This is a genomic window from Coprococcus sp. ART55/1 (assembly GCF_000210595.1).
Lineage (GTDB): Bacteria > Bacillota > Clostridia > Lachnospirales > Lachnospiraceae > Coprococcus > Coprococcus aceti.
Genome location: NC_021018.1, coordinates 119,097 through 137,191, shown reverse-complemented (window position 1 = coordinate 137,191; position 18,095 = coordinate 119,097). Strand labels below are relative to the sequence as shown.

20 protein-coding genes and 1 riboswitch are annotated in these 18,095 nt (G+C 46.2%); of the genes, 11 read left to right on the top strand and 9 right to left on the bottom strand.

What is annotated here, in order from left to right; all coding sequences use genetic code 11:
* Together CCU_RS00645 and CCU_RS00640 are read right to left on the bottom strand one after the other, a co-directional pair.
* Positions 1–411 (bottom strand): SPFH domain-containing protein (locus tag CCU_RS00645; protein ID WP_208895868.1); only part of this gene is annotated, 411 nt, incomplete at its 3' end.
* Positions 412–464: 53 nt separating this feature from the next.
* A complete protein-coding gene (locus CCU_RS00640) occupies positions 465–911 on the bottom strand; it encodes an NfeD family protein (protein WP_015533182.1) in 447 nt (148 codons plus the stop codon).
* 264 nt (positions 912–1,175) lie between these two features.
* Here CCU_RS00640 and CCU_RS00635 point away from each other — a divergent pair, with 264 nt between their 5' ends.
* The gene (locus CCU_RS00635) at positions 1,176–2,825 is read left to right on the top strand and encodes an AI-2E family transporter (RefSeq protein WP_238050437.1); all 1,650 of its coding nucleotides are present in this window, start codon (positions 1,176–1,178) and stop codon (positions 2,823–2,825) included.
* Positions 2,826–2,895: 70 nt separating this feature from the next.
* Here CCU_RS00635 and CCU_RS00630 read toward each other — a convergent pair whose 3' ends face one another.
* Complete coding sequence (locus CCU_RS00630) at positions 2,896–3,081, bottom strand: DUF4250 domain-containing protein (protein ID WP_015533181.1); 186 nt, start codon at positions 3,079–3,081, stop codon at positions 2,896–2,898.
* A gap of 169 nt (positions 3,082–3,250) precedes the next feature.
* Between CCU_RS00630 and CCU_RS00625 the strand changes: the two genes are divergently transcribed.
* From CCU_RS00625 to CCU_RS00600, 6 genes are all read left to right on the top strand, one after another.
* A complete protein-coding gene (locus tag CCU_RS00625) occupies positions 3,251–4,906 on the top strand; it encodes a putative polysaccharide biosynthesis protein (protein WP_015533180.1) in 1,656 nt (551 codons plus the stop codon).
* A 90-nt stretch (positions 4,907–4,996) separates the two neighbouring features.
* A complete protein-coding gene (locus CCU_RS00620) occupies positions 4,997–5,635 on the top strand; it encodes a chromate transporter (protein ID WP_015533179.1) in 639 nt (212 codons plus the stop codon).
* Positions 5,635–6,207 carry a chromate transporter gene (locus CCU_RS00615; protein WP_015533178.1) on the top strand — a complete coding sequence of 191 codons (573 nt, stop codon included), beginning with the start codon at positions 5,635–5,637 and terminating at the stop codon, positions 6,205–6,207. The genes CCU_RS00620 and CCU_RS00615 overlap by 1 nt, the downstream gene beginning before the upstream one ends.
* Before the next feature lie 88 nt (positions 6,208–6,295).
* Positions 6,296–6,730, top strand: coding sequence for a hypothetical protein (locus CCU_RS00610; protein WP_015533177.1), 435 nt, complete (start codon positions 6,296–6,298; stop codon positions 6,728–6,730).
* Positions 6,731–6,932: 202 nt separating this feature from the next.
* A complete protein-coding gene (locus tag CCU_RS00605; RefSeq protein WP_015533176.1) occupies positions 6,933–7,382 on the top strand; it encodes a MarR family winged helix-turn-helix transcriptional regulator in 450 nt (149 codons plus the stop codon).
* A complete protein-coding gene (locus CCU_RS00600) occupies positions 7,379–8,728 on the top strand; it encodes an MATE family efflux transporter (RefSeq protein ID WP_015533175.1) in 1,350 nt (449 codons plus the stop codon). The genes CCU_RS00605 and CCU_RS00600 overlap by 4 nt, the downstream gene beginning before the upstream one ends.
* A 138-nt stretch (positions 8,729–8,866) precedes the next feature.
* Here the strand turns inward: CCU_RS00600 and CCU_RS00595 are convergent, their stop codons facing one another.
* From CCU_RS00595 to CCU_RS00575, 5 genes are all read right to left on the bottom strand, one after another.
* Positions 8,867–10,378 carry a recombinase family protein gene (locus CCU_RS00595; RefSeq protein ID WP_002575864.1) on the bottom strand — a complete coding sequence of 504 codons (1,512 nt, stop codon included), beginning with the start codon at positions 10,376–10,378 and terminating at the stop codon, positions 8,867–8,869.
* 94 nt (positions 10,379–10,472) lie between these two features.
* Positions 10,473–10,628, bottom strand: coding sequence for a hypothetical protein (locus CCU_RS00590; protein WP_002575863.1), 156 nt, complete (start codon positions 10,626–10,628; stop codon positions 10,473–10,475).
* Between the two features lie 40 nt (positions 10,629–10,668).
* Positions 10,669–11,613, bottom strand: a complete 945-nt coding sequence (gene mobV / locus CCU_RS00585; RefSeq protein WP_002575862.1) for a MobV family relaxase — start codon at positions 11,611–11,613, stop codon at positions 10,669–10,671.
* Between the two features lie 173 nt (positions 11,614–11,786).
* Positions 11,787–12,182, bottom strand: coding sequence for a replication initiator protein A (locus CCU_RS00580; RefSeq protein WP_002575861.1), 396 nt, complete (start codon positions 12,180–12,182; stop codon positions 11,787–11,789).
* A 111-nt stretch (positions 12,183–12,293) separates the two neighbouring features.
* Positions 12,294–12,707, bottom strand: coding sequence for a cysteine-rich VLP domain-containing protein (locus CCU_RS00575; RefSeq protein ID WP_002575860.1), 414 nt, complete (start codon positions 12,705–12,707; stop codon positions 12,294–12,296).
* 228 nt (positions 12,708–12,935) lie between these two features.
* On the opposite strand from CCU_RS00575, the gene CCU_RS00570 reads away from it, so the two are divergent.
* Positions 12,936–13,199, top strand: coding sequence for a hypothetical protein (locus tag CCU_RS00570; RefSeq protein ID WP_002575859.1), 264 nt, complete (start codon positions 12,936–12,938; stop codon positions 13,197–13,199).
* Between the two features lie 78 nt (positions 13,200–13,277).
* Positions 13,278–14,078: a helix-turn-helix domain-containing protein gene (locus tag CCU_RS00565; protein WP_002575858.1), complete on the top strand. Its 801-nt coding sequence runs from the start codon at positions 13,278–13,280 to the stop codon at positions 14,076–14,078.
* An 80-nt stretch (positions 14,079–14,158) separates the two neighbouring features.
* Here the strand turns inward: CCU_RS00565 and CCU_RS00560 are convergent, their stop codons facing one another.
* A complete protein-coding gene (locus CCU_RS00560; protein ID WP_002584949.1) occupies positions 14,159–15,379 on the bottom strand; it encodes an MFS transporter in 1,221 nt (406 codons plus the stop codon).
* A gap of 1,062 nt (positions 15,380–16,441) precedes the next feature.
* Positions 16,442–16,544, top strand: a riboswitch (cyclic di-GMP riboswitch).
* A gap of 29 nt (positions 16,545–16,573) precedes the next feature.
* On the opposite strand from CCU_RS00560, the gene CCU_RS00555 reads away from it, so the two are divergent.
* Positions 16,574–17,011, top strand: a complete 438-nt coding sequence (locus tag CCU_RS00555; RefSeq protein WP_015533173.1) for a response regulator — start codon at positions 16,574–16,576, stop codon at positions 17,009–17,011.
* Between the two features lie 257 nt (positions 17,012–17,268).
* Positions 17,269–18,095 (top strand): redox-regulated ATPase YchF (ychF, locus tag CCU_RS00550; RefSeq protein ID WP_208895866.1); only part of this gene is annotated, 827 nt, incomplete at its 3' end.

The following is an 18,095-nucleotide window of genomic DNA, read 5'->3' as shown; positions in this document are numbered from 1 at the left end:
CTCTCTTGATGTAAGTGTCTGGTCAAGCTCGAGATCACCGATGATGTTACGAAGTGTGGTAGCTGTCAGGTTCTCGATGGCCATGATAGGATTCTCAACTCCGTAGCTGAAAAGCTTAGGATCTGTGATCTGGAAGAATACGACTGTGTCGATCCTCATTGTTACGTTATCCTTTGTGATAACCGGCTGTGGAGCGAAGTCAACAACCTGCTCCTTGAGTGTAACCTTCTTGGCTACCTTATCGATAACAGGCATCTTCATGTGAAGTCCAACAGACCATGTTGCCTGATATGTTCCAAGTCTCTCAATTACATAAGCGTGTGCCTGTGGCACGATCTTGATCGTACTGCAAATAATAACGATTACGATCAGACATAAAATGATAATAAGTGAAATTCCTGCTCCGTCCATAATAATCTCCTTAATTAAAAATGTGTGTGTCTTAAGCTGATAAGCCCTTAGCTTTATATTGCCGGCTTTCCTGCCTTTTCTACGATTGCTTTGACTCCGGATATCTCGTCGATCACGACCTCGGTTCCGGTTTCAATGGTATCGCCATGTTTGGATCTTGCTGTCCACTCAACTCCGTTGATCAAGACCTGACCGGTGGACTTGAGATTGTCTATGTCAGCAGATACGATAACGTGTTTGCCGATAAGACTTTCTACGTTTGTCTTTACCAGTTGGTTGTCAAGATGCTTCTTGGCAATCGGTCTTGTCGTGAAGAAAAGAATAGTGGTGACAACAAGAAATGCAACGATCTGTAGTGGCAGCGATCCGCTGAAAAAAGCGATGATCATTGCCACCAGGGCTCCTCCACATGCCCAGATGGTTGTAAGTCCAAGCGATATGATCTCAGCAATGAGACATACGGCAAATATGATAAGCCAGGTTGCAATCTCCCAATTCATATAGAACACCTCCCTCGTTTAGGAAATCCTGGTATGCGATAGTTTTCGCATTTGCCCTTGGCTAGTTCTCATTTTACTAAAAAACAGTAGGGTAAACAACATAAATTTTCTGAACATACTATCCCCTAAAGTGCATTATATGCACGAATTATAAAATTTATGAGATTAAATGATAAATGTATGGTTAATTTTGCGTAAGCTGTATTGAACAGGTTTGGAAAAACTAATATAATAAACACATGCTAAAGAATGGGAGAGAAGAAGTTGGCTGTTAATAATAAGAAGAAAAGAATTCTCAACATAAGTCTGGCGGTCATAGGAATAATCGTTGTCGGACTCCTTTTTAATAAGATACTGGAGCAATGGTCGGGATTTCGTGCGATACTTGACAAGATATCGAGTGCATTTGCACCGATCATAGTGGGCGCAGTCATTGCGTTTCTCATGAACCCGATACTTGTTTTTTTCGACAGATTATTTCATACGATATTCCAGGAGAGAATCATATCGGATAAGAAAAAATTGTTCAAGGTTTCGAGAACTTTGTCGGTTATTTTAACTACCATAGTGTTCCTTGGAATCATAACCGGAATAGTGTGGCTGGTGGTTCCTCAGCTCTACGACAGTATCAAGCAGCTTGTGGGCAACATGGATACCTATTATTCCAACCTTCAGACGATGGTGGAGAATATAAATGAGAAGTTCCAGAAGCTCAATATACCTGAGGATCAGATCAACAAGTATATGAACAATGCATATCTCAAGGTTCAGGATATGCTGAATACCAAGATCATGCCAAATGTGGACAAGATCGTGGTGAACATAGGAAGTGGAGTGTTCTCAGGACTTAAGTTCCTGTACAATTTCCTTATAGGCATTGTTGCTTCGATATATGTGATGGCAAACAAGGAATATCTTGCTTCAAGGGGAAAGAAGATAATATATGCGGTATTCAAGGTGAAGAATGCAAATACTATCCTTGACGGACTTTCAGAGATGAACAGGATATTTGGTCAGTTTATAAACGGAAAGATACTTGATTCACTTATTATAGGAATGATCATGTTCATAGTATCAACGATACTCAATCTGCCATATGCGGTTCTGATAAGTGTTATCGTCGGAGTGACAAATGTCATACCGTTCTTCGGACCTATCATAGGAGCTGTGCCATGTTTCTTCATCGTGCTCATTGCAGATCCTATAAAGAGTCTTGTGCTGCTCATTGTTATACTTGTACTGCAGCAGTTTGATGGAAATATCCTCGGACCGAAGATCATCGGAGATACCACAGGACTTTCAAGCTTCTGGGTGCTCACAGCGGTCATAGTTGGCGGCGGTTTGTTCGGATTCTTTGGAATGCTTCTCGGAGTTCCTGTATTTGCCTGCTGTTACATGTACATCAACAGGACATGCACTGCAAAGCTGCAGGAGAAGAATCTTGCGTTCAAGACATCCGAGTATGAGAAGATTCGCAGGATAGATGAGGAGACGGGAGAGCCGATATATATAACTGAGGAAGAAGAGGATATAAGGTTCAAGAAGAAGACGCCGGAGCAGAAGCTTGCGGAGCGTGAGAACAAAAGGAAGCTCAAGCAGAAGCAGCATATGCTTCAGTACCCATCAGATCTTCCAGATGATGAATATGTGAAGTCTGGCACTGCGCATGCAGATGATCAGTCTCAGGATGACGATGATTCGGATGATGATCCTATCAGTATATTTGATAAATTCATGCATGTTATGAAGAGCGTGGCCAGCAGGGCTGACGCTGAAAAGCTTGCAAATAATATAGTAGGAAGTGATGCAGAGCCTGATAAGGAAGCTGACAGCAAAGATGACGCTGAAGAAGTTGGAAATGGTCAGGCAAAACCGGAGAGTGATAAAAAAATTTCCGGGAATCAGGATAAATAAAACATAATATCAGCACGGGGAAAGCAGATGCTGTCCCTGTCTGACAAAAGAGAAAAGAACAGATTTGCTTTTACACAAATCTGTTCTTTTCTGCATCATATGAATAGTCGATGGATGCGAGCTTACTCTTGATATCATCTGCATTTACACATAGTGAGCTGCAGAGCTCGTCAAGACTTGGATAGTCATCTCTGAGCTTCGTGTTGATGAAGCTGAGAAGCACCATAGGATCCTTTGGAAGTGAAGAGTATTCCATGGTTAAAGTTCCTCCTTGTGGTATATTTGGTCATAATATGCATCGTGTTTATAAATATTATGGTTGAATTAACTGCATAAAATTGGTATATATATAGTTTGTGATATATATCAAAGATACAAATTGAATTTTACAACAGTGATTTAGAAATGGCAATAAGGAGTTAGATATGAGTACAAATACCGGTACGGCAAAGAAAGGAAAGCTATCAGGAAAGGGAAGTAATCTGGCGCTTCAGGCAGGAATCCTGGCGGGAGCCGGAATCGTGTCGAGAATCATCGGCCTTCTGTACAGATCACCTCTGTATCAGATACTTGGAGATGAGGGAAATGGATATTATGGTTCAGCGTATGCAATATACGCCATGGTCATAATGATCGCCACATACAGTATTCCTACAGCAGTGTCGAAGCTTGTTGCCGGTAAGATAGCTATGGGACAGTACAAGAGTGCCAGACGTATATACTACTGTACATTTATATATGTAGTCATAGCGGGTGCTGTGGCGGCACTGATCACGTACTTTGGAGCCGAATGGTTTGTAAGTGACCAGCCAAATGCAGTCTTAAGTCTTAAGATACTTGCCCCTACTATATTTATATCAGGCTTTCTTGCAATATTCAGAGGATATCTGCAGGCGTACAACACGATGGTGCCTACATCTATATCACAGATCATAGAGCAGCTTGCAAATGCAGTAGTCAGTATCGTCGCTGCATATATGCTTGCAAAGCCATTTGCCGCTGGAACAACCGAGCATGCAAAGTATGGTTCTGCCGGAAGTGCCATGGGTACAGGTGCCGGAGTCCTTGGAGGATTGATATTCATACTGTTCGCTTATGCGAGAAGAAGAAAGGGTATCATGGAGTCTGTGAAGAACGATACAAGTCCAGACACCGAATCCTATGGAAAGTTATTCAGAATAATCATTGCCACAGTCACACCTATCGTGGTGGCAGCAGTGGTGTATAACGTGCTCACACCTATAGACATGAAGGTATTCTATGTGGTCATGAAGATGAAGGGCATGGATTCCCTGGAGATGGCAAAGCTGTATGGAATTTACTCAGGACAGTATACAGTTCTCACGAACCTTCCGCTTGCCATAGCAGCTTCAGTTGGAATCGCATATATTCCGGGAATATCCGGTGCGTATGCAAGAAATGACATGCAGAAAACCAATAAACTCCTGAATCAGGCGCTCAGCATGTCCATGCTGGTCACCATACCATGTGCGGTTGGAATGGGAGTCCTGGCTAAGCCTATAATACAGCTCCTGTTCTCAGGTGCGGATCCGATGGCAGCCAAATGTATGTATCTTGGATTCATATCCATAGTGTTCTTTGCACAGTCAACTGTAACCAACAGTGTGCTTCAGGCCATGGGTAAGGTGATGGCACCGGTTATCAATGCAACCCTTGCACTGGTGATACATGTGGTGGTTCTTGTGGTTATGCTGTACTGCACAGACTGGGCACTTTATGCACTGGTATTTGGTTCGATAGTGAACTCACTGCTCATATGTATATTCAACCAGCGTTCGCTCACAAAGTACAAGACCGGCAAGATGGACAACAGGCGAATATACGTTGCACCTACTATAGCATCTATCTTCATGGGTGTTGTTACGATCATTGTATATGAGGGCTGCAGGAAGCTTCTCGACAACTGGGTGATCGCGATGTTTGTTGCAGTATTTGTGGCGATCATATTCTATGCGGTGGCTATACTCAAAGCCGGAGGATATACGGAGGAGGAACTTCTCAATATGCCTAAGGGAGGCCTTATTGTGAGGTTTGCGAAGAAGTTCAGACTGATAAAATAAAATGTTTGTATAAAAATGTTTCCAAAATTTCTCGAATAGGAATATACTTGTATCTGGAACGTGAAAACGTTTTCACGAGAAAGGTATATTATGGAAAGAGGAAAAAAGAGTAAGACTCTTCTGAAGATATTCATAACAACATTATATCTGAGCGTCTTTACCTTCGGGGGTGGATACGTCATCGTTTCACTTATGAAGAAAAAGTTTGTGGATGAAAACCATTGGATAGAGCAGGACGAGATGCTGGATCTTGTGGCTATATCCCAATCGTCGCCGGGACCTATCGCAGTAAATGGAGCGATAGCGGTGGGCTATAAACTGTGCGGCATGGCAGGGGCACTGGTGGCCATAATCGGAACGATCATACCGCCATTTGCCATCATATCCATCATATCTTACTGTTACAGCGCGTTCAGGACTAACTGGGTGATCAGTGAGATGCTGGAGGGAATGCAGGCCGGTGTAGCTGCGGTCATTGCATCAGTGACATATGATATGGGAGCAGACATAGTAAAGCAGAAGGATGATCTGGGGATATTATTCATGATAGCTGCATTTGTTGCATCCTACATATTGGAGATAAATGTCGTGTTCATAGTAATTGTCTGTGGACTTGTCGGCGTTTGCAGAGGACAGCTGGAGAAAAGAAGAGGGCATGGGCATAAAAAGACAGAGGATACTTCTGACGGAAATCCTGAAAACCATCCCGACAAAGGGGGGATGGAATAATGATCTATTTGCAGTTGTTTCTAAGTTTCTTCCAGATAGGACTCTTCAGTTTCGGCGGAGGTTATGCCGCCATGCCGCTTATACAGGGACAGATAGTGAAGATACATGGGTGGATGACCATGTCAGAGTTCACGGATTTGATCACTATATCCCAGATGACTCCAGGCCCTATAGCGGTCAATTCGGCGACATTTGTGGGACTCCGGGTGGCTGGATATGTCGGCGCGGTGGTTGCCACGCTCGGATGTATACTTCCTTCATGTATCATAGTCACAGTCATAGTAAGACTTTATCTGAAATACCGCAAACAGGACATCCTTCAGGAACTGCTCGGAGGAATAAGACCTGCGGTTGTGGCGATGATCGCATCAGCGGGTGTTTCGATATTTGTCACGGCGGTCTGGTCTGGGATTGACATGATAAGTATCGCTGGAACTAAGTGGAATCTCGTGGTGATATTTGCGGTAAGTGTTGTTCTGCTTAGAAAATTCAAACTGAATCCTGTGTGGGTGATGCTGCTTTCCGGCGGGATGCAGGTGATCGTGGGGCTTGCTGGTAGATATCTGATCTGAGTAAAAGCATACTATAATTTTAATTAAATTGTAATGTGAAGAACTTTATTATAGTATGTAAAAAGTAGATGTGGTGGGGAGTTTGCATATGAAGAAGAAAATATTGATATGTCTGGTAGTACAGTTCATATGCTGGGGCATGATGACGCTGTCTGATTACATGGAAGAAACATATAATGATAGTTATAATCTGGTCGTTGTATTTGCTGTACCCCTGATATGCGTAATTCTGTATATTATATTCAGAAAATGGATATACGATAATCAGATTGTGCGGCTGAAAGATGTCGCCATAATCTGTGCGGCGTGGATGATCAGTGGATTGATACTGGGATTCCTGATCGGTGCTCTGGTTATCAATGAAATGTGGATAGTGCCGCAGGCTACAGGAGGATGGGAGCATCTGCTGAATGGAATCGAATATATGATGTTTGCTATTACGCTTGCGGGAATACCATTTGTGGCGGTGGTATTGATCGAATCGGTTATAGGGATAGTAAAGGTAGTTAGTAAAAAGGATTGAATAATTAAATGCTTCATCTGTGAGAGAATCAGGTGGAGCATTTTTTTGCATGGTGGTTAATGTATTAAACGGACATATGAAGAGTTTGTATACCCCTTGACAAAAAGAAAAATATGAATATACTTACCAATGATAATTACCTAAAGTAATTATACGAAATAACAATAAAATAATATTTGATAAATTTACAGGAAGGAATGCTATGACAAAGGAAAAGATAAAACAGGTGATGGATGCCTGCTATCAAGCTAAGAGAGTCAGAGATATGATGCCAAAGCTGCCAAATGGAGTCACACCGACTCATATACATTATCTTGATGTGATAACGAGATTTGAGAGGTCTGAGACTGATGTAAAGGTCAGTGATATAAGTGATGAGCTGGGGCTCCCAAGACCGGGCGTGACAAAGACGATAAAGGATATGGAACGCTTGGGATTTGTGGAAAAGAAGGCTTCAGAGGCGGATGGACGTTTTGTGTATATCAGGAGCACTCAGGCTGGCAGAGATCTGGTTGGCAAATATGTTGATGAGTATTTCACAGGACTGGGGGAGTCTCTTACCGATATCACAGATGAAGATGCAGATATTATGATAGCGACCATTGAAAAAATTTATGATGTTATGAGCAAAAGGAGTCAAGACATAAGATGAGTGTACAGGATAAAACAGATTTTACACAAGGAAGTATAATTAGAAAAATGCTCCCATTCATGGGACCGATTCTTGGAGCACTGATACTTCAGGCTGCATATGGTGCGGTTGATCTGCTGGTGGTTGGAAGATTCGGTTCGACGGCGGGACTTTCAGCCGTATCTACAGGCAGCCAGGTGCTCAATCTGGTTACATTTGTGATAACAGCACTTGCTATGGGTGTCACAGTGCTTATTGCCAGATATATAGGCGAGAAGAACACGGATCAGATAGGAGAGCTTCTCGGAGGTGCCACGACCATATTTGCAATACTTGCGGTGGTGCTGGCAGTTGTCATGGTGACGTTTGCAAGACCTTTGTCTGTGTTGATGCAGGCACCGGCTGAGGCGGTCACTCTTACATCGTCGTATGTGAGGATATGCGGAGGCGGAATATTTTTCATTATGGCCTACAATGTGCTCACCGCGATATTCAGAGGTTTTGGAGACAGCAAATCACCTCTTATATTTGTGTTTGTGGCATGTATAGTAAATGTTGTCGGTGACCTTATACTGGTTGCGGGATGTCATCTGGATGCTGCGGGTGCAGCCATAGCAACAGTGGTTGCCCAGGCGGTCAGTGTTGTCCTTGCGCTTTTGCTGCTGAAGAAGAGAGAGCTTCCATTTAAGATATCAAGAAAAGATTTCAGATTAAACAGACAGTGCAGAAGATTGCTCTCAGTTGGGCTTCCGCTGGCGATGCAGGAATTTCTCACGCAGATGTCATTTCTAGCGCTGTGTGCATTTATCAACAGACTTGGCCTGGAGGCATCATCCGGATATGGAGTTGCCTGCAAGATAGTCAGCTTTGCCATGCTGGTACCAAGTTCGCTTATGCAGTCTATGGCTTCATTTGTATCGCAGAATGTCGGAGCTGGAAAAGAGGACAGAGCGAGAAAAGCGATGCTTACCGGTATGGGCATAGGACTATCTGTAGGCGTGGTGGTATTCATTGGTGTGTGGTTCTTTGGTGACAAAATGACATCAATTTTCACCACCGATGCGTCTGTTATCCAGAGGGGCTTCGAGTATCTGAGGGGATTTGCGCCTGAGACTATAGTCACGGCGGTGCTGTTCAGTATGATAGGATATTTCAATGGGCATGAGAAGTCGCTGTGGGTCATGATCCAGGGACTTATACAGACTCTGCTTGTGAGACTTCCACTGGCGTATTACATGAGTATCCAGCCGGATGCAAGCCTTACGAATATTGGACTTGCAGCACCTATAGCCACATGTGTCGGCATCGTGCTCAACGTCATATTCTACATCGTTATGTCAAAGAAGTGGAAAACGGAAAAGACCTGAAAATAATTAAATAAATGCTTGACAAATAAAACAAATGATTATAATACTTTAATCAGAAAATTGTAATCTATATGAAAAGAAAGTACAGTTTACAAGGGACTACACAGGGTAGGTATCTGACGGGAGGGGTGCCGCCAGTCAGATTTTCCATGTGATGTTCAAGCTGTCGCTTGTGGCGGCTATGGTGGTGATCATCAAATCCACCACACGCCGCTTGTCATCAAAAGATACATTCTCCCAGGTATCGAGGTAGCCGGAAATCTGGCTGACCTGTTCCGGGCTGATGGCCTCCACAGTCAACTCCGCTATCCTTGCCAGAAGTTCCTGCTTGCGCCCGTCCAGTTCCGCTATCTTCACATTCACATAGGAGAACAGGACATTGTTTGCCCCCGTCAGACTGTCCACCAGCTTTTCAATCTCGCTGTCTACATGGGCAAGTTCCACTTGCAGGGCGGTGATTTTCGGGTTTGCCTTTGCCGCTTTCTTTTTTCCTGTCAGCGTCTTGTAGCTTGCCAGCTTCTTTACCATCTGCTGATAAACAACCGCTTCCAGTTCCGAAGTGATGATTTTCCCACAGCCAGGACAGCTTTTATTGTCCAGCCGTTTCGTGCAGCGGAGATACTGTTTGCCGGAGGGATTGTAGATACTCATAAGAGCATACCCGCAATTCCCGCACTTGATTTTTCCTGCCAGCCATGTGTGGGTGGCTTTCCGGGCAGACTGGATTTTCATGTTGTTCATCAGCTTCTTGCGGCAGGTCAGCCAGGTGTCGGAGGGGACGATACCCTCATGGGGAGCCAGTACCAGCATTTGGTCTTTTAAGTCGTTTTTCTTGCTGGCCTTTACATCTCGCCCTTGATACAGATAGCAGCCGTTCATGCCCGTAAAATCGGCAACGTCATTGACAATGACTGTACCTTGACTTTTGAAAAATTCGTACACATCAAGGTCTGCCTGCACATAGACAGGATTGCGTAACATCTGCGCCAGCGTGGGGCGTATCAGCTCTTTGCCATGGAACAAAATCCCCTGTTCGGCAAAGTACCGGGTAATGTCCCCGTAGGAAGTTGTGGGCTGGGCGTACATCTCAAACATCAGCCGGATATTGGCCGCTTCCTCCGGGTTTACCACCAGCTTCTTTGTGTTGATACCGTCCATCTTGATAGGCTCCGTATGGAAGCCGTAAGGGGCTTTCCCGCCCATCTTAAAGCCCCGCTGACTGCGGGAGTAGTAAGCGTCCGTTACCCGCTTCTGTATCGTTTCCCGTTCAAGCTGGGCGAACACGATACAGATATTCAGCATGGCCCGTCCCATCGGCGTGGAGGTATCAAACTTTTCCGTAGAGGACACAAACTCCACATTGTACTGCTGGAACAGCTCCATCATGTTGGCAAAGTCCAGAATGGAACGGCTGATACGGTCGAGCTTGTAAACCACGACCTTTGCAATCAAGCCCCGCTTGATGTCCCGCACCAGTTCTTGAAACTTCGGACGGTCTGTGTTCTTGCCGCTGTACCCTTTGTCTGTGTATTCCTTGCAGTTACCGCCTTTCAACTCGTATTTGCAAAATTCAATCTGGCTTTCAATGGAAATGCTGTCCTTTTTGTCTACCGATTGTCTTGCATAGATTGCGTCTATCCGATTGTTCATATTGTCGCTCCTTTTCTTAAAAAAGAAACGGAGCTGCTGACAGTTCTATTATACCGCCAGCAGCCCCGCAAATCAATGATGGGTTTGGAAAACCTTATGTCCCGGCTTCCTCACTCTCCCGCTTGTCGGCGTACTTGCGGAACACCTCATAAAGCTGCTGTTCCAGTTCCCGGCGTTTGGCTGCTTCCTGTTCCGGCGTGAACACCGGGGAGAGATTTTCCAGTGTGATTTCCTTTCCCTGAAAAGTCACGATTTCGATTTCCTTTTTGTATCTGATATTACTTATAAGATCACCTTTCCTTTCCATGCTGCCGCTGTTGCCGTTTCAGTTCCGCTAAAATCTCCGGCGGGATACGGTCAACCAGCCGCCGCATATCGTCCAGTTCGCTTTTTAACTTCGCCCGTTCCATCGTGTCATTCATCTTGCCTTTTTCGCTGGCCTTTGCCCTGACTTCCAGCTTTTCATTTTCCGCTAACAAGTCATTGATTGTGACCTTGTATTTTTTCAGTTGCCCGGAGAAGTTCTCCATCTGCGGAAACCACTTTTTCAGCATGGAGAGGGCTTCCTCTTTCTTCTTTCCGGCGTTCAGCGGGGTAATGCCGGAGAGAACCGCTTCAATGGCCCTCGCCTGTTTGGAGAGGTTGACCGCCTGTTTGAACAGCCGGGTGGGGATATGCTTCCGGCCCGTCTTGCTGGCGCTTTCCCCACGCTCCAGGTCGGGGTACTGCTCCACCATACAGGCGTGAAAATCGTCCTGCCACTTCGTCAGATTGGCCCGGTTGCCGATAATTTCTTTGGCGCACAGGCGGTTGTCCTTTGTCAGCGGCACAAAGACCAAGTGCAGATGGGGCGTTTTTTCATCCATGTGTACCATAGCCGAAACGATGTTCTCCCGGCCCACCCGGTCAATGAGGAAGTCCGCCGCCCTCTGGAAGTAGGCCGCTATCTCCTTTGGGGACTTGCCCTTGAAAAACTCCGGGCTGGCGGTAATCAGCGTGTCCACAAACCGAGTGCTGTCCTTGCGGGTGCGGCATCTGGCCTGCTCGATGCGGCTCTGAATGAAATGGTAGTAGCGGCCATCCGGCTTGACGATGTGGAAATTGTACTTGCTCCGGCTGGTGTCAATGTCCGGGTTGCTGGCGTACTGCTCCTTTTTCCGTTCATGGTGGGCTTCCAGCGGCCCCGCCGGGTGGCCCTTGTGCTTCTCAAATCGCAAAATTGCGTGTTGTGCCATTGAACTCCTTTCCCCATTCCATTCCTTTCCGGCGGGTTTTCCCGCCGAAAATATCTCTGATAGGATTGGAATGGAATGAATGTAAATAGATGGTTTTAATCTCTGTATTTCTATATACCGTCAGATTTCCGTACTTCAAGAGGATTGATTTTCGTACTCGCCAAGTACGGTTTTCAGCCCTCCGGCGTACCATAACCGGATTTCTTGAAGTCGGTGTTTGGAACCGCTTCATAGGATTTCGGGTAAATGCGGTTGGGTTTTCCACAGCCCTGTTTCTGGATTTCCACCAGCCCCGCATACTGCAACTCCCGCAGGGTGTTGACCGCTTTCTGCCGCCCGCAGCGGAGCAAAGCGACCACCTCGCAGATGGGGTAGTACAGGTAGACCCGCCCGTACTCGTCCGCCCAGCCGTTCTTCCGGGACAACTCCGCCCGGCGCAGGACAAAGGCATACAGCACCTTCGCTTCGTTGCTCAAGGGCTGGAATGTGGGTGCTTCAAAAAGGAAATTGGGGAGCCGGGTGAAACTGAACGCCTTTTCCGGCTGGTGAATATAAATCGTGTTTGTCATAGCGTGTTTTGTGGACGGTTAGAGGCCCGTTTTCCGGGGCGAATGATAAATGATACCAGCCGCCCCGGTTGAGGGCTTGCGGAGCCTTGCAAATCAAGGCTTTTCCCGCTCTTAACTGTCCACAGCAGACCTCCTTTTCCGTTCACTTTCTGTTTTCTGCCGCCTGTGAACTCTGGCGGCGCAGTCCGGGCAGTATTTGCCCCGGTTGGACTTCGGGACGAACACACCGCCGCACTCCGCACAGCGTTTCAAGTCCCTGTCCCGGTAAATCTCCGCTTCCAGCGTCCTGTCCAGCGGCAAGACCGCCCAGCGGAACCACTTGCAGCAGACGGAGAACGAAATCATCTGCGGACAGGCGCAGGTGTCGCCATCGTCCAGCGCAAGGCAGTTTCCGTCCTCGCAGTTGCAGCACTCCCGGCGTATCAGGCCGCTGGCTCGTCTCTTCTGGGGCGGGGTTATGCGGTAGGGGGAGCCGTCCGGCCTGTGTTCCAGCGGCGGCAGGTGTTGATAGGGTCTTTTGCTCATGCGTCCCTCCGTTTTCTTTGGCGTGTTCTGTTTCCAAGGTGCTTGTCCATCGATGAACTATCCCAAGTCTACACCTTTTTGACCGCCTGTGCCGTATATCCAAGAGGTAGGAAATCAGCCTGAAAAACTCCCTATTTCCACGCTCTCGGATTTGTGATATAATCAAAAAAAGATAAAAGACAAATTCAGGTTTCTGGTCTTCTTGCACAAAATAAAGGAGGAGCTATTATGCAAATTGTTTATATTCCAAGCGAATCAATGTCTGTTCAAGGTAAAAAAGATGAAATCTATAAAAGATATGGGAAAGACTGGAATATTAGAGAACAGGGAGGAGGTAACGGAAATTGGTTGTTGACCAGAAAAAGTGATGTGCTTGTAGATGGAAAAAGTTATCGTACTTTTGTACTTGAACACTACGGTAAATCCAAGCTGACAGCGAAGCTTGTTGATAAATTTCGTGAAGATGTAGCAAATGGTAAAATAAAACTGTAAATGCCTATGCCGTTATGCTATGAGCATAGTACATAGCATAACGGCTTCTCTTTCGTTGAGCTAGCAAGGAGGGTGAATATGTCTTTATCCATACAAGAGCGATTAAAAGACCTACGTGTGGAGCGTGGCTTGACGCTGGGGCAGCTTGCGGAGCAGACCGGGCTTTCCAAGTCTGCGCTGGGCAGTTACGAAACGGAAGACTTCAAGGACATCAGCCACTATGCCCTTATCCGGCTGGCGAAGTTTTACGGTGTGACCGCTGATTATCTGCTGGGGCTGTCTGAAATGAAAAATCACCCAAACGCCGATCTTGCAGACCTGCGTTTGAGTGATGAAATGATTGACCTGCTGAAAAGCGGGAGGATAGACAATACCCTGCTGTGTGAGCTGGCGGCGCACCCGGATTTCCCCCGGCTGATGGCTGACCTTGAAATCTATGTGAACGGAACGGCACTGAAACAGGCGCAGGGTGCAAACGCCATAGTGGACACGATGAGCGCAACTGTTATAAAAAAGCATAATCCTGGCATGAGTGATACGCAGTTAAGACAGCTTATCACCGCCCATATTGATGAGGACGAGTTTTGCCGCTATGTGATACAACGGGACATAAACGGGATTGCCCTTGCTCTGCGGGAAACACACAAGGACGATTTTTTCAGCGTCCCAGAGGATAACCCGCTAAAAGAAATGCTGGAAACTGCTGGTGAAATCGTCAGCCAGGACAGCGACACGGAACAAGCGTACTTGGCGTTTATCTGCAAACGGCTCAAGCTGAATTTTAGGAAGCTGTCAGTAGAAGAACGGAAGTGGCTGAAAAAGATTGCGGAAAAATCCGACTTGCTGAAGAATCCAAAACCGCAGAGAGGACGAAGATAAAAAATGCCTGAACGGCGGTTCTGGTTTTTCAGAACCACCATCCAGGCATTTTGTTTAGTAATAGAAAAAGGTGCAGTTGATTATTGCGTATTGTCAATCTCTCTCAAACCGGGTAGTAAAAATACGGCAAGCGCAACGATGATAATGCCAATTCCGCAAATGACAAACCATTTCTCAACTCCCAGCCGCTCCGCCAGAGGCCCGGAAATGACAAGGCCAAACGGCATGGCGAGGGAAGCGGCGCTTGTCAGTAGAGAAAAAACTCTCCCCAGATATTCTGGTTTGACCGTTTCTTGAAAAATCGCATTTTGCACACCGTAAAATGGAGCGGAAATTCCCATAACAGTACAGCACACAACAAAGACAAGAAATGCGTCTGGCGGCAAAAGCCCGGAGAGCATATTGCTAACGCCCATCAGGAGAACGGAAAGACCGATGGTGTACCGCCGTTTCTTAAAACCGCCCCAAATGCTCAGAATGACTCCGCCAAGCAGCATACCAACCGCAAAAGCAATTTCAGCGGCAGAGGCATGGGCCGGTGTTCCTTTGAAGTATGACATACAGATGAGAGGAAAAAGCGTACTGATTGGCATATAAAAGAACATATAAATTACACCAATCCAGAGCAGAGCAAAGAGGCCCCTGTTTTGCTTTAATACCACATACCCCTCTTTCATATCCTGTAAAAACTGTTGTCTTTTCGTTTCTGGACATAGTTCAGGCGTTGGTATGGACGAAATCGCAACAGTCACACAGGCAAGGATTGCACCCACAATATCTAACAATATAATTGCATTAAGAGGCCAAACAGCATATAAAAACGCTGCGGCAGCTGGACTGATAATCGCACTTACTGCTTGCATGGTCTGCGTGTAACCAGCGCATTTTGTAAGTTCCTCTTTTGGCACAATCATAGGTGTTGCTGCGCTGAATGCTGGAGAATGAAAAGCAGTTCCCGCACTTCGGATTAACAGGACAACCATAATAGACCATACGGGCAATTCCATGTAAAACGCCACCAGCGCCAGAATACCGCCAGCGGCGGCAATTATCAAATCCGCACCAATCATTACGCTTTTACGGCTGTGCCGGTCAACAAAAGCACCTGCAAACGGGCCTAAACAGGCTTGCGGCAAAAATCCAATCAGTGTTGCCGCCGTCAATATGATTGCAGAATTAGTTTTCGCAACCAAATAAAAGATAATGGCCATTTGCAAAATACCGCTGCTAATAAAGGATATTGCTTGTCCGGCAAGAAGTGTAAAATAAGTTTTTCTCCATGAATTGTTGTTTTGGGTCATAATGCGAACCTCCTTTTTTATTGCATTGTTCCTTTGTTTCTGCAATAAAAAGCAGGCGTTGTCCCACAGAGAGGGCAGACGCCTGCATAACAACAAAGCACGAAAAAACACCACGATACAGTTCAAAGACTGCTCGTGTCAAACCTACGTGTTCCTTTGCATACGCACGCAAAAAAAGCCCACCATCATGTGGAAAGGTACTTCTACTTTTTATTGCTTATTAGCGTACACAAATTAACACACGTAAGCCTCCTTCCAATCTCAAACTGTCGCACAGTATAACACACATCCGATAGACTTGTCAACCATTTTTAACCTTGTTTTCCATCTTGTTTTTCCATCTCTTACGGGCAGTAGCAAAGCCAGGCGAGCCAGTCAACGGTCAAGATGAACGGCGCTTTCAGCGCCGCCGTTGACAGTCTCGCCCGTCTTTGCTAATGGGTAATCAAGGCGGGAAAGCCATTTTAGGGCTTTCCCGCCCATTTCAATTTTGGGAGAAGAAAGGCCCCAAAATGAACGAGTGCGGCCAAACACTTTTAGGGATTGGCCACCTTGTCCACCCATCCAGCGGGGCGGCGGGGAACGGTCAGGGCCGGGCGTCAGCCCATTCATTTCAGCCTTGACGGTTTCCTGCCGTCCTGCTACTTTTCCCGGAGTGTGGCCACACATCTGGTCACGGTGTCCAGAGCTTTGGGACTTTTTGTCCCATAGGCCGGGGGCGGAGGACGAGGGACGGGGGCTTTCATAATACGCCCTGTCTGCTGCTGAAATCAGCCCTTTGTTTCCGGCTTACCAGCCCCAAACAAAGCCCTGCTTTCCTGCCGCGTCAAATGCCCTTGCCCTCCCCGGCGGCAACGGTATTTTCAGGGCAACGCCGACAGAGCGTATAACACACTACACTTTGCTCCGCAAAGTCGTGTGCCAAATGGGGCGCTGCCCCCTTTGGAAACCCCCGCAACAAACAGGTGCTATGCACCCAGCCGGGAGCATAGCGCCGTTTGTTGTCAGCAGCCCGTTTCACGGTCTGCGTGTAGTTCCTTGTAAACTGACCTAATTTGAAAAATAAATATTTAGTAAACCCGTTGAAAAGCGGTGACACAAAGCCATATGGGTCTAAGGTCTGAAAACAGAGAACTGTTTCGGACTATGACAGCCGGTTGCAGTATAATTTCCCTGTTGGAACTAGTATGTACAATGAGGAGTATAATTATATTTATTAAAAGGGACTGGAAGAATATCAGAAGATCTGATTATTCGGACAGGAGAGTCCTTCTTGTGGAGGACAATGATCTGAACAGTGAGATCGCATCGGAGATCATAGGAATGACGGGAGCCAGTGTGGAGATCGTTGAGAATGGCAGGGAGGCTGTGGAGAGGATAGAGAATGCCTCCGAGAACTGGTATGACATAGTGTTTATGGATGTTCAGATGCCGGTCATGAATGGGTATGAGGCCACCGCCGCTATAAGAGCACTGCCTGGAAGAAGAGGCCAGATTCCTATCATAGCCATGACCGCAAATGCATTTGCTGAGGATGTGCAGCTTGCAAAGAACACGGGGATGGATGAACACATAGCGAAACCGCTTGATTTTGAAAAATTGAACACAGTGATGGAGAAATATCTGAACTGATAAAATGTAGCAGCCAGCCGGGGGTGAACCCCGGCTGGCTGTTGTAGTTTTGAAGGAGGCACTGGGTAAAAAATAGTTATGGGATTCCGATAATAATTATAAACATTGAAATTAAGCCACGGGTGTAGTACAATTACCGTGCTATTGGGGGCTTTTTGCACCCTGAAAATAGATGGTACACTAAATGGTACACCATATAATCGGCAAAGTCAGAATATCAAGCAAAATCAAGGCTTTAAGAAAGGAAAATAGAAAAAATGAAATTAGGTATCGTAGGACTCCCAAACGTGGGAAAAAGTACACTTTTCAATTCACTTACAAAGGCAGGCGCGGAATCAGCTAACTATCCGTTCTGTACAATAGATCCAAACGTAGGAATCGTTGCAGTGCCGGATGAGAGACTGGACAAGCTCACAGAGATGTACAACTCAGCCAAGACAACACCTGCTGTTATAGAATTTGTAGATATCGCGGGTCTTGTAAAGGGCGCATCAAAGGGAGAAGGACTTGGAAACCAGTTCCTTGCGAACATCAGAGAGGTTGATGCCATCGTTCACGTTGTAAGATGTTTTGAGGATACAAATGTCATCCACGTTGACGGTTCCGTAGACCCGATCAGAGATATAGAGACCATCAATCTGGAGCTGATATTCTCAGATATAGAGGTGCTCGACAGAAGAATCGCCAAGACCATCAGAGGTGCAAGAAATGACAAGATGCTTGCCAAGGAGCTCGACTTCCAGCAGAGGATCAAGGCTCACCTTGAGGAGGGCAAGCTTGCAAAGACCATTGAGGTCACAGATGAGGACGAGCAGGCATGGATAGAGGAGTACAACCTTCTCACATGGAAGCCTGTAATATTTGCCGCAAATGTAGGCGAGGAAGACATTGCGGACGATGGCGCTTCAAATGAGAACGTGCAGAAGGTAAAGGAATACGCAAAGGACTTCGATGCAGAGGTATTTGTAGTATGTGCACAGATAGAACAGGAGCTGGCAGAGCTTGATGATGAGGAGAAGAAGATGTTTCTCGAGGATCTTGGAGTTAAAGAGTCTGGTCTTGACAAGCTTATCAAGGCAAGCTA

Excerpts from the sequence above, each read along its gene's own strand:
- CCU_RS00625 (WP_015533180.1), top strand. The coding sequence starts at position 3,251 with ATGAGTACAAATACCGGTACGGCAAAGAAAGGAAAGCTATCAGGAAAG.
- CCU_RS00595 (WP_002575864.1), bottom strand. The coding sequence starts at position 10,378 with ATGAACAATCGGATAGACGCAATCTATGCAAGACAATCGGTAGACAAA.
- CCU_RS00575 (WP_002575860.1), bottom strand. The coding sequence starts at position 12,707 with ATGAGCAAAAGACCCTATCAACACCTGCCGCCGCTGGAACACAGGCCG.
- mobV (WP_002575862.1), bottom strand. The coding sequence starts at position 11,613 with ATGGCACAACACGCAATTTTGCGATTTGAGAAGCACAAGGGCCACCCG.
- CCU_RS00570 (WP_002575859.1), top strand. The coding sequence starts at position 12,936 with ATGCAAATTGTTTATATTCCAAGCGAATCAATGTCTGTTCAAGGTAAA.
- CCU_RS00560 (WP_002584949.1), bottom strand. The coding sequence starts at position 15,379 with ATGACCCAAAACAACAATTCATGGAGAAAAACTTATTTTACACTTCTT.
- CCU_RS00620 (WP_015533179.1), top strand. The coding sequence starts at position 4,997 with ATGGAAAGAGGAAAAAAGAGTAAGACTCTTCTGAAGATATTCATAACA.
- CCU_RS00640 (WP_015533182.1), bottom strand. The coding sequence starts at position 911 with ATGAATTGGGAGATTGCAACCTGGCTTATCATATTTGCCGTATGTCTC.
- CCU_RS00555 (WP_015533173.1), top strand. The coding sequence starts at position 16,574 with ATGAGGAGTATAATTATATTTATTAAAAGGGACTGGAAGAATATCAGA.
- CCU_RS00615 (WP_015533178.1), top strand. The coding sequence starts at position 5,635 with ATGATCTATTTGCAGTTGTTTCTAAGTTTCTTCCAGATAGGACTCTTC.
- CCU_RS00605 (WP_015533176.1), top strand. The coding sequence starts at position 6,933 with ATGACAAAGGAAAAGATAAAACAGGTGATGGATGCCTGCTATCAAGCT.
- CCU_RS00565 (WP_002575858.1), top strand. The coding sequence starts at position 13,278 with ATGTCTTTATCCATACAAGAGCGATTAAAAGACCTACGTGTGGAGCGT.
- CCU_RS00600 (WP_015533175.1), top strand. The coding sequence starts at position 7,379 with ATGAGTGTACAGGATAAAACAGATTTTACACAAGGAAGTATAATTAGA.
- CCU_RS00630 (WP_015533181.1), bottom strand. The coding sequence starts at position 3,081 with ATGGAATACTCTTCACTTCCAAAGGATCCTATGGTGCTTCTCAGCTTC.
- CCU_RS00580 (WP_002575861.1), bottom strand. The coding sequence starts at position 12,182 with ATGACAAACACGATTTATATTCACCAGCCGGAAAAGGCGTTCAGTTTC.
- CCU_RS00610 (WP_015533177.1), top strand. The coding sequence starts at position 6,296 with ATGAAGAAGAAAATATTGATATGTCTGGTAGTACAGTTCATATGCTGG.